Source organism: Streptomyces sp. NPDC059816, assembly GCF_042732055.1.
Classification (GTDB): Bacteria; Actinomycetota; Actinomycetes; order Streptomycetales; family Streptomycetaceae; genus Streptomyces.
The window spans coordinates 312,485-326,615 of record NZ_JBHWIQ010000006.1 but is presented as its reverse complement, the minus strand read 5'-3'; the positions used below and the strand labels follow the sequence as shown (position 1 = coordinate 326,615).

5 protein-coding genes, 1 tRNA gene and 1 rRNA gene are annotated in these 14,131 nt (G+C 70.4%); 6 read left to right on the top strand and 1 reads right to left on the bottom strand.

Features of this window, described 5'->3' with window-relative positions:
- The 3 genes from rrf to ACFV88_RS11300 form a co-directional block, all read left to right on the top strand.
- Positions 1-85: ribosomal RNA gene (gene rrf, locus ACFV88_RS11310) — 5S ribosomal RNA — on the top strand; the annotation flags it as partial.
- A 115-nt stretch (positions 86-200) separates the two neighbouring features.
- The gene (locus ACFV88_RS11305; RefSeq protein WP_385488675.1) at positions 201-914 is read left to right on the top strand and encodes a DegT/DnrJ/EryC1/StrS family aminotransferase; all 714 of its coding nucleotides are present in this window, start codon (positions 201-203) and stop codon (positions 912-914) included.
- Positions 915-1,025: 111 nt separating this feature from the next.
- Positions 1,026-1,098, top strand: a tRNA-Thr gene (locus ACFV88_RS11300).
- 59 nt (positions 1,099-1,157) lie between these two features.
- Here ACFV88_RS11300 and ACFV88_RS11295 read toward each other — a convergent pair.
- Positions 1,158-3,830: a SpoIIE family protein phosphatase gene (locus ACFV88_RS11295; protein ID WP_385488673.1), complete on the bottom strand. Its 2,673-nt coding sequence runs from the start codon at positions 3,828-3,830 to the stop codon at positions 1,158-1,160.
- A gap of 268 nt (positions 3,831-4,098) precedes the next feature.
- Between ACFV88_RS11295 and ACFV88_RS11290 the strand changes: the two genes are divergently transcribed.
- The 3 genes from ACFV88_RS11290 to ACFV88_RS11280 all read left to right on the top strand — a co-directional run bounded on the left by ACFV88_RS11290 (position 4,099) and on the right by ACFV88_RS11280 (position 13,961).
- A complete protein-coding gene (locus ACFV88_RS11290; RefSeq protein WP_385488671.1) occupies positions 4,099-9,648 on the top strand; it encodes a HAMP domain-containing protein in 5,550 nt (1,849 codons plus the stop codon).
- Between the two features lie 261 nt (positions 9,649-9,909).
- Complete coding sequence (locus tag ACFV88_RS11285; RefSeq protein ID WP_385488668.1) at positions 9,910-10,584, top strand: two-component system response regulator; 675 nt, start codon at positions 9,910-9,912, stop codon at positions 10,582-10,584.
- Positions 10,585-11,192: 608 nt separating this feature from the next.
- Complete coding sequence (locus ACFV88_RS11280; protein ID WP_385488666.1) at positions 11,193-13,961, top strand: DNA translocase FtsK; 2,769 nt, start codon at positions 11,193-11,195, stop codon at positions 13,959-13,961.
- Positions 13,962-14,131: the final 170 nt, after the last annotated feature.

The window sequence follows — 14,131 nt, the reverse complement described above, 5'->3', positions numbered from 1 at the left end:
TTACATTCCGAACCCGGAAGCTAAGCCTCACAGCGCCGATGGTACTGCAGGGGGGACCCTGTGGGAGAGTAGGACGCCGCCGAACAAATTTTGAAGAGAAGGAGTGGTTCCCAGACCTTAGGGTCCGGGAACCACTCCTTTTTTGTTTTGGGCCGTGTTGTCGTCACCGGCCGTTCATGTCGTGGCGCGAGCATCACCGCATGGGGACAGCTGCGATGTTGCGTGCCGCCGGTGTCGGAGCGGGAGACGAGGTCGTCGTACCGGCCTTCGACGACGGCGGGGCGGCCCGGGCGGTGGTGGCGGTCGGGGCGGTGCCCGTCTTCGCCGACATCGACCCGACGACGTACTGCCTCGATGCGGACCGGGTGGACGCCGTGGTGGGTTCACGGACCGCGGCCGTCGTCCTGGTGCACCGGTTCGGGCGGCCGGCGGCCACCGGGCCGCTCACCGAACTCGGCCGACGCCGCGGGCTCCTCCTGCTCCAGCAGCAGGAGGATGGCGACGAGGGCGCCGACGAGGATCACGAGGTGGCCCGACGCAGGTTGCACGCACAGTACTTCGACGGGCGACTGAGGGGCGTTCGCGTTCCCGAGGGCGGCGCGGGGCACACCTACCGGCAGTACGTGGTCCGGGTGCCCGGCAACGGACGGCCCGACCGGGACGCGTACGCACGGGTGTTGCGGGCCCGGGGCGTGGACTGCCGCATACCGGTGCCGACCCCAGTCCACCGGCTGCCCGAGTACCGGCGGAGCGTGGTCCTGCCGGACACCGAACGGGCCGCGGACGAGACGCTCGCCCTGCCGGTGGGCGCCGGGCTCACCCGCCGTGAGGCGCGACGGATCGTCTCCGTGTGCAACTCGCTCGGGGACGTCGTGCGGCCCGCTCCCGCCGCCTGGCTGGCCGCTGCCTTCTGAACGGTGGTCGGAAGGCAACGGTGGTCGGAAGGCGGCGGAAGCGGTGCGGAGCACCCCTGTGTTCGGGGTATGATCTATTCCGTTGCAACGCGGGAAACCGCAGAGCGACAGGCCCCTATAGCTCAGTCGGTAGAGCGTCTCCATGGTAAGGAGAAGGTCAACGGTTCGATTCCGTTTGGGGGCTCAGCGAGAAAGGGGAAGGCCCCGGCCGTGACGGCCGGGGCCTTCCCCGTGTCCGGAGCCCTACACGTCCAGGCCCGGGACGCGCATCACGAGGATCGCCATGTCGTCGGAGGGCGCGGCGCTCGCGAAGCGGTCCACTGCGCGCATCACCCGAGCCGCCACCGCACCCGCGGTGAGCCCGGTGGAGGAGGCCAGGACCTCCGTGAGACCGTCGTCACCCAGCATGCGGGTCCCCTCGCGGCGCTCGGTGACCCCGTCCGTGACGCACAGCAGGACGTCGCCGGGATCGAGGGTGACGGTCTGCTCGTACAGCTCCAGGTCCTCCATCACGCCGAGCAGCGGCTGGGGTTCGGCGGCGGCCTCCACGGTGCCGTCCTGGCGTAGCCGCAGCGGGAGGGGGTGGCCCGCGCAGACGACCTTCAGGACCGCGCTGCCGTCCTCCTGGGGCCACAGCTCCCCGTACAGCAGGGTGAGGAAGCGGCTACGGGCGCCCTCGTCGAGGATCGCCGCGTTCAGCCGCTCCAGGACCGCCGGGCCGCCGAAGCCCTCCCGGGCCAACAGCCGTAGGGCGTGCCGGGCGAGACCGGTCACCGCGGCGGCCTCCGGGCCCGTGCCGCAGACGTCCCCGATCGCGAAGCCGTAGGCGCCGTCCCGGATCGGGAAGAGGTCGTAGAAGTCGCCGCCGACCTCGTTGCCCTCACCGGCCGCGCGGTAGATGACCTCCACCTCGACGCCGGGGATCTCGGGCGTCTGCGGGGGCAGCAGGCTGCGCTGGAGCGACTGGCTGATGGCCGTGCGCTCCGAGTACAGGCGGGCGTTGTCGAGGGCGAGGGCCGCGCGACGGGACAGGTCCTCGGCGAGCTCCAGGATCTCCTGGCGGAAGTGGTCGTCGGCGGGTCGGCCGAGGGTGAGCATGCCGATCACACGGTTGCGGGCGACCAGCGGGAGGACCACGGTCTCGCCGCCGGCCGCGCCGTGCCCGGAGAGCGCACCGCGGTCGGCGTCGGCGGCCTCCTGGGCGGCGCGACCCGGGGCGTGCCAGACCCGGGCGCCCGGGGTGGGCACGGGATCCGGCGGGGCGATCTTGGCCAGGAGCTCCTTGAGGCCGTCGATGCGGTCCTCGTCCTCGTGGAGCACGAACGACAGATAGGGGTCCGAGGCCTGGTCGGCGATCGTGTAGACCGCGCACCAGGTGGCCAGCGTGGGGACCGTCATCTGCGCCATCAGGGCGAGCGTCTGGTCGCGGTCCAGCGTGCCCGCCAGCAGGTCGGACGCTTCGACGAGGAAGCTCAGGGACCCGCGGCGCAGTCGTTCGAGTTCGCCGAGGCGGGCGGACTCCACGGCGAGGGCGATGCGGTCGGCGGCGAACTGGAGCCGCAGGGCCTCCTCGTTGGAGTAGCGGTCGGGCGATTCCGCGGCCACGCCGAGGGAGCCGGTGAGACGGCCCTCGACCTTCAGCGGGACCGTGACGACCGAGCGCATGCCCGTGCCGTGGAGCAGGGGGACGGCGCCCGGGACGACCGACAGGTCCTCGTGGACCGCCGGCATCCGGGCGGAGCCGTAACGCCCCGGGCCGGCCTCGACGGGGACGCGGGCGAAGCGCTGGCGGGCGGAGGGCAGCCCGGTGGAGGCACGCACCTCCAGCTCCGTCTCGTCGTCCGTGGCGAGCAGCAGGAACGCGGCGTCGGCGTCCAACATGTCGCGGGCGCGTTCGACGGTGCGTTGGAGGAGGCCGTCGAGGTCGTCGGGGGCGGGGGAGCCGATGAACACCTCGAACGGGTCGGCGGGGCCGGATTCGGCCGCGGAGCCCGTGTCGGGCGCCGGGACGCGTACGGGTGTCTGGATCACGGCGCGTTCGTGGTCCCGGACGAGGAGGCAGACCGTGGACGGTTCGCCCTCGGTGTCGCGGACGCGCAGGTGCGAGGCGTAGACGGGGACGACCCGGCCGGTGGCGCTGCGGATGCCGTAGCTGCCCTCCCAGCGGGAGAGCTGGAGGGCTTCGACGATGCCGGTGCTGGTGCCGGGGGTGTGGGGCCAGGCGGCGAGGTCGGTGAGCGGTTTGCCGATGACGTGTTCGGCGCTGTGGCCGAAGAGTTCCCCGGCGTCCTCGTTCCAGGCGTTGACGGCGCCCGCGCCGTCGACCTGGAGCACCGCGACCCTGACCCGCCCGTCGGTGACCGGGAGCAGGCCGGTGGGGAGGTGGGGGCCCGCGGTGCGGGTGCCGACGGGGCGGTCGGGCAACTCCATCTGGAACCACACCCGTTTGTGGGTGGGCGTGTACTCGACGCCCCAGCGGCCGGCGAGCGCGGCGCAGAGCTGGAGGCCCCGGCCGCCTTCGCGGTCGGGGCTGCGCAGGGCGGCGTGGGCCTGCTGGAGCGGGATCTCCCGTTCGGGATAGCGGTCGGACACCTCGATGCGGACCGTGTCGCCGGAACGCAGACACTGCACTTCCGCCGAGGTGCCTGCGTGGATCACCGCATTGGTGACGAGTTCGCTGGTCAGGACGACCGCGTCGTCGATGACGTCGGTGAATCCCCAACCCTGGAGCGTGTCCCGGACGAAGGAACGGGCCGTGGCCACGGACCGGCTCGCGGGTGGGAATGCGGCTGCCGCGCGCGCGGTGATCACAGAACTCCTCGTCCGGTTTTCGACGTACTGTGCTTCCCCGTCGTCGGCCTGGTGCGGCCGGGGGTCCGGGGATTGCCCCCCGGGCGGTTGCAGTCCGGTGGTCATGCTGGGGCCGCCCTCCGATGCCCGCTCGTACTCTTGCCACCGTCCTGGCCGGGCGGACCGGGTGGGTGGACAGCCGCATGCCAGGTTACTTACCTTCGCGGTCCATGCGGATGCCGCCCGAGGGAGTTTCCGCCCCCAGGGGGGTACGGGCGGAGGTTGTGCGAAGCTGCCGAACTGTTATGGCCTGGTTCCGTCGGGGTGAAACACTGGGCAGGCTTCATGAGGACGGTCCAATGCACAGAGGTCGACCCCTGCGGGAGGGATCACGGTGGAGTCTGGCGCGTCGGCGCGTGGCACCAGCACGCGCGCGAAGGGCGGACAGCCCGTGAGGAAGGCGCGTTCAGCGCACCGGGGGACGACCGCCGTCCAGACGGCGGAGCTGCACCGTCTGCTGGCGGCGTTGGAGTCGATGCGGGAAGGGAACTTCCGCAAGCGGCTCCCGGTCACCGGCGACGACGTCCTCGCGGAGATCGCGGCCGCCTTCAACGAGGTCGCCGAGCGCAATCTCCACCTCACGGGTGAACTGGCTCGGGTCCGTCGGATGGTCGGACGTGAGGGAAAGATCACAGAGCGGCTGGATCCGGGTCCGTGCGAGGGTTCCTGGGCGACCGCGATCAATGCGTCGAACGCCCTGGTCGACGATCTGGTGCGGCCGGTGTCCGAGGTGGGCCGGGTGTTGTCCGCGGTCGCCGAGGGGGACCTGGACCAGCGGATGGAGCTGCGTCCCCCCGGTGCGAACGGGGCGGGGCCGCAGTTGCGCGGTGAGTTCCTGAAGGTCGGGCGCACGGTCAACAACCTGGTCGACCAGTTGTCGACGTTCACCGACGAGGTCACCCGGGTGGCCAGCGAGGTGGGGACCGAGGGCAAGCTCGGTGGGCAGGCCAGGGTCCGGGGGATGTCCGGGTCGTGGAAGGACCTCACGGACTCCGTCAACACGATGGCGGACCGGTTGACGGCCCAGGTGCGGGACATCGCGCTGGTGACGACGGCGGTGGCCAAGGGGGACCTGTCCCGCAAGGTCACCGTGCACGTCGACGGTGAGATGTTGGAGTTGAAGAACACCGTCAACACGATGGTGGACCAGTTGTCCTCGTTCTCGTCCGAGGTGACCCGCGTCGCGCGTGAGGTCGGGACCGAGGGCGAGTTGGGCGGTCAGGCCAGGGTGCCGGGTGTGGCGGGCGTCTGGAAGGACCTGACGGACTCGGTCAACCTGATGGCCGGCAACCTCACCGCGCAGGTCCGTGGCATCGCCCAGGTGACGACGGCGGTGGCGAGCGGTGACCTGTCGCAGAAGGTGACGGTGAGCGCCCGCGGCGAGGTGGCGCAGCTCGCCGAGACGATCAACCAGATGACCGAGACGCTGCGGACGTTCGCCGACGAGGTCACGCGGGTCGCCAACGAGGTCGGTGCGGAGGGCCGGCTCGGTGGTCAGGCCCAGGTGCCGGGCGCCGCGGGCACCTGGAAGGACCTGACGGACTCCGTCAACACGGTGTTCCGCAACCTGACGACGCAGGTGCGGGACATCGCCGCGGTGACGACGGCGGTCGCCAACGGTGACCTGTCGCAGAAGGTCACCGTTGACGTGGCGGGGGAGATGCTGGAGCTGAAGAACACCGTGAACACCATGGTGGACCAGCTCTCCGGGTTCGGAGCGGAGGTGACGCGGGTCGCGCGCGAGGTCGGCGTCGAGGGTGAACTCGGTGGTCAGGCGCATGTGCAGGGTGCCGCCGGTACCTGGAAGGACCTGACGGACTCCGTTAACACGGCGTTCCGCAACCTCACCGGTCAGGTGCGCAACATCGCGCAGGTGACGACGGCGGTCGCCAACGGTGACCTGTCGCAGAAGGTCACCGTGGACGTCTCCGGCGAGATGCTCCAGTTGAAGAACACCGTGAACACGATGGTGGACCAGCTGTCGAGCTTCGCCGACCAGGTCACGCGGATGGCGCGGGACGTCGGTACGGAGGGGCGCCTCGGGGGGCAGGCGCGCGTCGACGGGGTGAGCGGCACCTGGAAGGAGCTCACGGACTCCGTCAACTTCATGGCCGGGAACCTCACCTCCCAGGTGAGGCAGATCGCCCAGGTGACGACGGCGGTGGCGCGGGGTGACCTGTCGCAGAAGATCGACGTGGATGCGCGCGGCGAGATCCTGGAGCTCAAGAACACCATCAACACGATGGTGGACCAACTGTCCGCGTTCGCCGACCAGGTGACCCGGGTGTCCCGGGACGTGGGTACCGAGGGCCGGCTCGGCGGGCAGGCCCAGGTGCCGGGCGTCGCGGGGGTCTGGCGGGACCTCACCGACTCGGTGAACAGCATGGCGGGCAATCTGACCACCCAGGTCCGCAACATCGCGCAGGTCGCCACGGCGGTGGCGCGGGGCGATCTGTCGCAGAAGATCGACGTGGATGCGCGCGGCGAGATCCTGGAGCTCAAGAACACCCTCAACACGATGGTGGACCAGCTCTCGAACTTCGCGGAGCAGGTGACCATGGTCGCGCGCGAGGTGGGCACCGAGGGCATCCTCGGCGGTCAGGCCGAGGTGCAGGGGGTGTCGGGGACCTGGAAGGACCTCACCCAGTCCGTCAACTTCATGGCGAACAACCTCACGATCCAGGTGCGCAGCATCGCCGAGGTGACGACGGCGGTCGCCCGGGGTGACCTCTCGAAGAAGATCACGGTGGACGCCAAGGGCGAGATCCTGGAGCTGGTCACCACCGTCAACACGATGGTGGACCAGCTGTCGAACTTCGCCGAGCAGGTGACCCGGGTGGCCCGTGAGGTGGGCACCGAGGGCAACCTCGGCGGTCAGGCCCGGGTGCCCGGGGTCACCGGCATCTGGAAGGACCTCAGCGACAACGTCAATCTGATGGCCAACAACCTGACCAGTCAGGTGCGGAACATCTCGCAGGTCTCCGCGGCCGTCGCCAATGGCGACCTGACCAAGAAGGTCACGGTGGAGGCGCGCGGCGAGGTGGCGCAGCTGGCCGACACCGTCAACACCATGGTGACCACGCTGTCGTCGTTCGCGGACGAGGTGACCCGGGTGGCCCGTGAGGTGGGCACGGACGGCATCCTCGGCGGTCAGGCCCGGGTGCCGGGCGTCTCGGGCACCTGGAAGGACCTCACCGAGTCCGTGAACTCGATGGCGTCCAATCTGACCGGCCAGGTCCGCAACATCGCCATGGTCACCACGGCGATCGCGAAGGGCGATCTCACCAAGAAGATCGACATCGACGCGCGCGGCGAGATCCTCGAACTCAAGACGACCATCAACACGATGGTGGACCAGCTGTCCTCGTTCGCCGAGGAGGTCACCCGGGTCGCCCGTGAGGTGGGGACGGAGGGCCAGCTCGGCGGTCAGGCGCGGGTGCGTGACGTCGACGGCACCTGGCGGGACCTGACCGAGTCGGTCAACGAGATGGCCGGCAACCTGACTCGTCAGGTGCGCGCCATCGCCGCGGTCGCCACGGCGGTGACCCGCGGTGACCTCAATCTGAAGATCGACGTGGACGCGGCGGGGGAGATCCAGGACCTCCAGGACAACATCAACACGATGATCGCGAACCTCCGGGACACGACCATCGCCAACAAGGAGCAGGACTGGCTCAAGGGCAACCTGGCCCGTATCTCGGGTCTGATGCAGGGCCGCCGTGACCTGGACGACGTGGCCGGGCTGATCATGAGCGAGTTGACCCCGGTGGTGTCCGCGCAGCACGGCGCATTCTTCCTGGCGGTGGCGGACGACGGCCAGGACCTGGTGGCCGCGCAGGAGGACGGGCAGGACGGCTACGAGCTGCGGATGCTCGGCTCGTACGGCTATTCGATGGGGACGATGCCGACCTCGTTCCGGCCCGGTGAGACGCTGATCGGGACGGCGGCGAAGGAGCGGCGGACGATCCTGGTGGAGAACGTTCCGCCCGGCTATCTGAAGATCTCCTCCGGGCTGGGCGAGGCGCCGCCCGCGCACGTCATCGTGTTGCCGGTGCTGTTCGAGGGGACCGTGCTGGGGGTGATCGAGCTGGCGGCGTTCCAGCAGTTCACGCACATCCAGAAGGACTTCCTCAACCAGATCGCCGAGATGATCGCGACGAGCGTCAACACGATCAGCGTCAACACCAAGACGGAGGTCCTGCTCGAACAGTCGCAGGAGCTGACCGAGCAACTGCGTGAGCGGTCAGCGGAGTTGGAGAACCGGCAGAAGGCGCTCCAGGAGTCCAACGAGGAGCTGGAGGAGAAGGCCGAACTGCTGGCCCGGCAGAACCGTGACATCGAGGTGAAGAACACCGAGATCGAAGAGGCCCGCCAGGTGCTGGAGGAGCGCGCCGAACAGCTCGCGGTGTCGATGCGGTACAAGTCCGAGTTCCTGGCCAACATGTCGCACGAGCTGCGGACCCCGCTCAACTCGCTGCTGATCCTGGCCAAGTTGCTCGCGGACAACGCCGACACCAACCTCACGCCGAAGCAGGTGGAGTTCGCCGAAACGATCCACGGCGCCGGTTCGGACCTGCTCCAGCTCATCAACGACATCCTCGACCTGTCGAAGGTCGAGGCGGGCAAGATGGACGTCTCGCCGACCCGGATCGCGCTGGTGCAGCTCGTCGACTACGTGGAGGCCACCTTCCGTCCGCTCACCGCGGAGAAGGGGTTGGACTTCTCGGTCCGGGTCTCGCCGGAGCTGCCCGCGACCCTGCACACCGACGAGCAGCGGCTGCTCCAGGTGCTGCGCAACCTGCTGTCGAACGCGGTGAAGTTCACCGATTCGGGTGCGGTCGAACTGGTGATCCGGACCGCGGGGGCGGACGTGCCGGTCGCCATCCGGGAACAGCTCCTGGAGTCGGGTTCCCTCACCGACGCGGACGCCGACCTGATCGCGTTCTCGGTCGCCGACACGGGCATCGGGATCGCCTCCGGCAAGATGCGGGTGATCTTCGAGGCGTTCAAGCAGGCCGACGGGACGACCAGTCGCAAGTACGGCGGCACGGGGCTCGGTCTGTCGATCAGTCGGGAGATCGCACGGCTCCTCGGCGGTGAGATCCACGCGGCCAGCGAACCGGGGCGCGGCTCGACGTTCACGCTCTACCTGCCGTTGCACCCGAGCGGTCTGCCGCCGCACGGGTACGGCCAACTGCCGTCCGCGGGCGAGCCGGGCGCGGCCCTGGAGTCCGGGGCGAAGCAGCCGGCCGTCACCGATACGCCGCCGGAGGTGCGCTCGTACCGGGACGCGCAGAACGGCCCCGCCGCCAACTTCCGCCGGCGTCGCCGGCCGGCGACGCCCGTCCAGGGCGCGGCGCCGCGTCCCGTACTGCCCGCGCCCGCGCAGCCGGTGCCCCCCGTGGACCGTTCGGCCCGTGCCGGCGGCGGCGCGGGGAGCGGACGGGGCGCGGAGACGGACTACGACCTGGGCGCGCAGGACGGCACGGAGCGGCGGAACTTCGGGTTCGACGGGGAGAAGGTCCTCATCGTCGACGACGACATCCGCAACGTGTTCGCGTTGACCAGCGTCCTGGAGCAGCACGGTCTGTCGGTGCTGTACGCGGAGAACGGTCGGGAGGGCATCGAGGTCCTCGAACAGCACGACGACGTGACCCTGGTGCTGATGGACATCATGATGCCGGAGATGGACGGCTACGCCACGACCACGGCGATCCGTCGGATGCCGCAGTTCGCCGGACTGCCCATCATCGCGCTGACGGCGAAGGCCATGAAGGGCGACCGGGAGAAGGCGATCGACTCCGGCGCGTCCGACTACGTAACGAAACCGGTCGACCCTGACTACTTGCTGACCGTGATGGAGCAGTGGATGCGCGACGAGTGAACGGATGCGGGAGGGGCCGAAAAGCTTGTCCCACCGCCAAGTTACGCTGACGGACTGTGGCCGATCCCGTGTAGAAGTGCGGGATTCGGGGAACCTTCTGGTCCCCCGCGACGTTTCTGCTACGTGCACAGTGACATCGCGGTGACAGGGTGTGGCGATAGGCGGGGTGCGGCTACCATGACCGGCACAAGAACGGACGGCGCAACAGAGTCGTCCCCTGGGGCGGCGCCCGGTGCACTGCCGGGACGAGGAGGACGGGCGATGGTCCAGAAGGCCAAGATCCTCCTGGTCGATGACCGGCCGGAGAATCTGCTGGCGCTGGAGGCCATCCTCTCCGCGCTCGATCAGACGCTGGTGCGGGCATCGTCCGGGGAGGAAGCGCTCAAAGCACTGCTCACGGACGACTTCGCGGTCATCCTGTTGGACGTCCAGATGCCGGGCATGGACGGCTTCGAGACCGCGGCGCACATCAAGCGGCGGGAGCGGACGAGGGACATCCCGATCATCTTCCTCACCGCGATCAACCACGGTCCGCACCACACCTTCCGCGGTTACGCGGCCGGCGCCGTGGACTACATCTCCAAGCCGTTCGACCCGTGGGTGCTCCGTGCGAAGGTGTCGGTCTTCGTCGAGCTGTACATGAAGAACTGTCAACTGCGTGAGCAGGCCGCTTTGTTGCGGCTCCAGCTCGAAGGCGGCGGCTCGGGCAACGGCAAGGAACCCGCGGGGCTGCTCGCCGAACTGTCGGCGCGGCTCGCGGCCGTGGAGGAGCAGGCCGAGGCCCTGTCCAAGCAGCTCGACGACGACGCGGGCGACGCCGCCGCCGTGGCGACCGCCGCTCACCTCGAACGCAAGCTGACCGGCTTGCGCAGGGCGCTCGACGCGCTGGAGCCCGGAACGGGCGCCGGGGCGGCCTCGCTGCCCTCCCAGAGCTGAGTTCCCGTTCCACCAGCGACTTCCCGGGATGACCGCCGCCCCGAGCGGGGTTCTTGCAGGTCCGCGGTCGCCCGGCGACTTCGCGCCGTGTGGTGAAGTCCGTGTGGCTGTGGCGGGCCCGCGTGCCGTCCCCCGTTCGCCCCGGCCCGTGCGCCGTGTGTCCGCTGGTGCGCTGCCGACCGGGTGGTGCGGCGCAGGCGCGTACGCGGGGCGTGTTCCCGCTACCGCGCGCTTCATGTGCGCGGGGGTGTTGGCGCACGGCTGGCCTTCGCCGATGTCGTGGGAGCGCACGGTGCGACGGATGGGTGCGCCGGGGCGCGCTGCACCCGTGGTGGTGATGTGTGACCGGTGGCGTGCGGGACTGCGCGGACCTGTGGGGTCGTGAGGGGAGGTCCCGCGGGCCGGGGGTGGGGAGAACTGGTCCCTGTTGTGCGTTCGTGGGACCCCCGGGGCGGCTCGCGGGGTTTTGAAGGGGCGTCACCAGGGCCTTGAGGGACATCAGCGGCTTCCCGCCGAGGCGTCAAGGCCCGTCCGACGCAGCCACGACACGAACGGGTGAAGCTGCACGGCGCGTGTCCCCCGTGTCCCACACCGGTAACCTCACACCCATGGCCTCACGTCAGCCCTCAGCCAAGAAGTCGCCCGCCAAGAAGGCGGCAGCACCGGCGAAGGCCTCGGCGAAGAAGGCCGCGGCCCCCCGCAAGCCGCCACCGAAGAAGGCCCCGGCGAAGAAGCCGGCCGCCAAGGCGCCCGCCAGGAAGCCGGCCGGCCGCAGGCCCGCGCCCAAGCCCGCCCCCAAGCCGGCACCGAACCCGACCGGCGGCCTCTACCGCCTCGTCCGGGCCCTGTGGCTGGGCACCGCCCGAACCGTGGGAGCGATGTTCCGGGGCGTGGGGCGCGGGGCCAAGGGCCTCGACCCGGCCCACCGCAAGGACGGCCTCGCCCTGCTGCTGCTGGGCCTCGCGCTGATCGTCGCCGCGGGCACCTGGTCGAACCTCCGCGGCCCCGTCGGCGACCTGGTGGAAATGCTGGTCACCGGCGCGTTCGGGCGCCTCGACCTGCTGGTGCCGATACTGCTCGCGGTCGTCGCGGTGCGCCTCATCCGCCATCCGGAGCAGCCCGACGCCAACGGCCGCATCGTCATCGGACTGTCCGCCCTCGTCGTCGGCGTCCTCGGTCAGGTGCACGTCGCGTGCGGCTCGCCCGCCCGCAGCGAGGGCATGCAGGCGATAAGGGACGCCGGTGGACTCGTCGGCTGGGGCGCGGCGACCCCGTTGACGTACACGATGAGCGAGGTGCTCGCCGTACCGCTGCTGGTGCTGCTCACCGTGTTCGGCGTGCTCGTCGTCACCGCCACGCCGGTCAATGCGATCCCGCGGCGGCTGCGGCAACTCGGGGTGCGGCTGGGCCTCGTGGAGCCCGTCGAGGACTACGCGGACCGGGGAGCGGACGACGACGAGCGGTACGAGGAGCAGTGGCGCGAGGCGCTGCCGGGGCGCTCCGGGCGGCGGACGGGTGCGCCGGGGGAGTACGACCCCGAGGGGGCGCAGGACGCGGCCCTCACCCGCCGTCGCAGGCCCCGTAGGCAGCCCGCGCTCCCCGTCGACCTGGACGGCCGCGCGGACCCGGTGGACGTGGCCGCCGCCGCTGCCGCGGCGCTGGACGGCGCCGTGCTGAACGGGGTGCCGGCCTCGCCCCTGGTCGCCGACCTCACCCAGGGCGTCACCGTGGACCGCGACCCCGAGCCGACCCCGTCCGTGCCCCCCGCGCGGGGGCGCGGGACGGCGCCGCCCGGTGCCCGCGCGGGCAAGCCCGGCGCCCCGGTGCCCGATCTGACCAAGTCCGCCCCCGAGGCGCACCGGGAGCTGCCCCCGCGCGCGGAGCAGTTGCAACTGCACGGCGACATCACGTACGCCCTGCCCTCCCTCGACCTGTTGGAGCGCGGCGGCCCCGGCAAGGCGCGCAGCGCCGCGAACGACGCCGTGGTGGCCTCGCTCACCACCGTGTTCACGGAGTTCAAGGTCGACGCGGCCGTCACCGGTTTCACCCGGGGGCCGACGGTCACCCGCTACGAGGTCGAGCTGGGACCCGCCGTCAAGGTCGAGCGGATCACCGCGCTCACCAAGAACATCGCCTACGCCGTCGCCAGCCCCGACGTGCGGATCATCAGCCCGATCCCCGGCAAGTCCGCGGTCGGCATCGAGATCCCGAACACCGACCGGGAGATGGTCAACCTCGGTGACGTGCTGCGGCTGGCCGATGCGGCGGAGGACGACCACCCGATGCTCGTCGCGCTGGGCAAGGACGTCGAGGGCGGCTACGTGATGGCCAACCTGGCGAAGATGCCGCACATCCTGGTGGCCGGCGCCACCGGTTCCGGCAAGTCGTCGTGCATCAACTGTCTGATCACCTCGGTCATGGTGCGGGCGACCCCCGAGGACGTCCGCATGGTGCTCGTCGACCCCAAGCGCGTGGAGCTGACCGCCTACGAGGGCATCCCGCACCTGATCACGCCGATCATCACCAATCCCAAGCGCGCCGCCGAGGCCCTCCAGTGGGTCGTCCGGGAGATGGACCTGAGGTACGACGACCTGGCCGCCTTCGGGTTCCGGCACATCGACGACTTCAACGCCGCCATACGGAGCGGCAAGGTCACGGCGCCTGAGGGCAGCGAGCGCGAGCTCCAGCCGTACCCGTACCTGCTGGTGATCGTGGACGAGCTGGCCGACCTGATGATGGTCGCCCCCCGGGACGTCGAGGACGCCATCGTCCGCATCACCCAGCTCGCCCGGGCGGCCGGCATCCACCTGGTGCTCGCGACCCAGCGGCCCTCGGTGGACGTGGTCACCGGGCTGATCAAGGCGAACGTGCCCTCGCGGCTGGCGTTCGCCACCTCCTCGCTCGCGGACAGCCGGGTCATCCTGGACCAGCCGGGCGCGGAGAAGCTCATCGGCAAGGGCGACGGCCTCTTCCTCCCGATGGGCGCCAACAAGCCGACCCGTATGCAGGGCGCCTTCGTCACCGAGGACGAGGTCGCCGAGGTGGTCCGGCACTGCAAGGAGCAGATGACCCCCGTGTTCCGCGAGGACGTGGTGGTCGGGGGCAAACAGAAGAAGGAGATCGACGAGGACATCGGGGACGACCTCGACCTGCTCTGCCAGGCCGCCGAACTGGTCGTGTCCACCCAGTTCGGCTCCACGTCGATGCTCCAGCGCAAGCTGCGCGTCGGCTTCGCCAAGGCGGGTCGTCTGATGGACCTGATGGAGTCGCGGAACATCGTGGGCCCGAGCGAAGGGTCCAAGGCACGTGACGTTCTCGTGAAGTCCGACGAGCTGGACGGGGTGCTGGCGGTGATCCGGGGGGAAGCTGGCGACTAGCCGGTCCCGGATTCCGACGCTCGGGGCCCGCTGAAACACGACACGCCCAACTCCCCCCGAACGGAGGGGGTGCTCCGGGACGGCTCCGCGCCGGGCCCTCTCCCGTTCGGGGGGCGGCTCCCGTCGGTTCTCACCCGTTCGGGGGTGCAGGGCAACCGTTTCCCCACGCT

Excerpts from the sequence above, each read along its gene's own strand:
- ACFV88_RS11305 (WP_385488675.1), top strand. The coding sequence starts at position 201 with ATGGGGACAGCTGCGATGTTGCGTGCCGCCGGTGTCGGAGCGGGAGAC.
- ACFV88_RS11295 (WP_385488673.1), bottom strand. The coding sequence starts at position 3,830 with ATGACCACCGGACTGCAACCGCCCGGGGGGCAATCCCCGGACCCCCGG.
- ACFV88_RS11285 (WP_385488668.1), top strand. The coding sequence starts at position 9,910 with ATGGTCCAGAAGGCCAAGATCCTCCTGGTCGATGACCGGCCGGAGAAT.
- ACFV88_RS11280 (WP_385488666.1), top strand. The coding sequence starts at position 11,193 with ATGGCCTCACGTCAGCCCTCAGCCAAGAAGTCGCCCGCCAAGAAGGCG.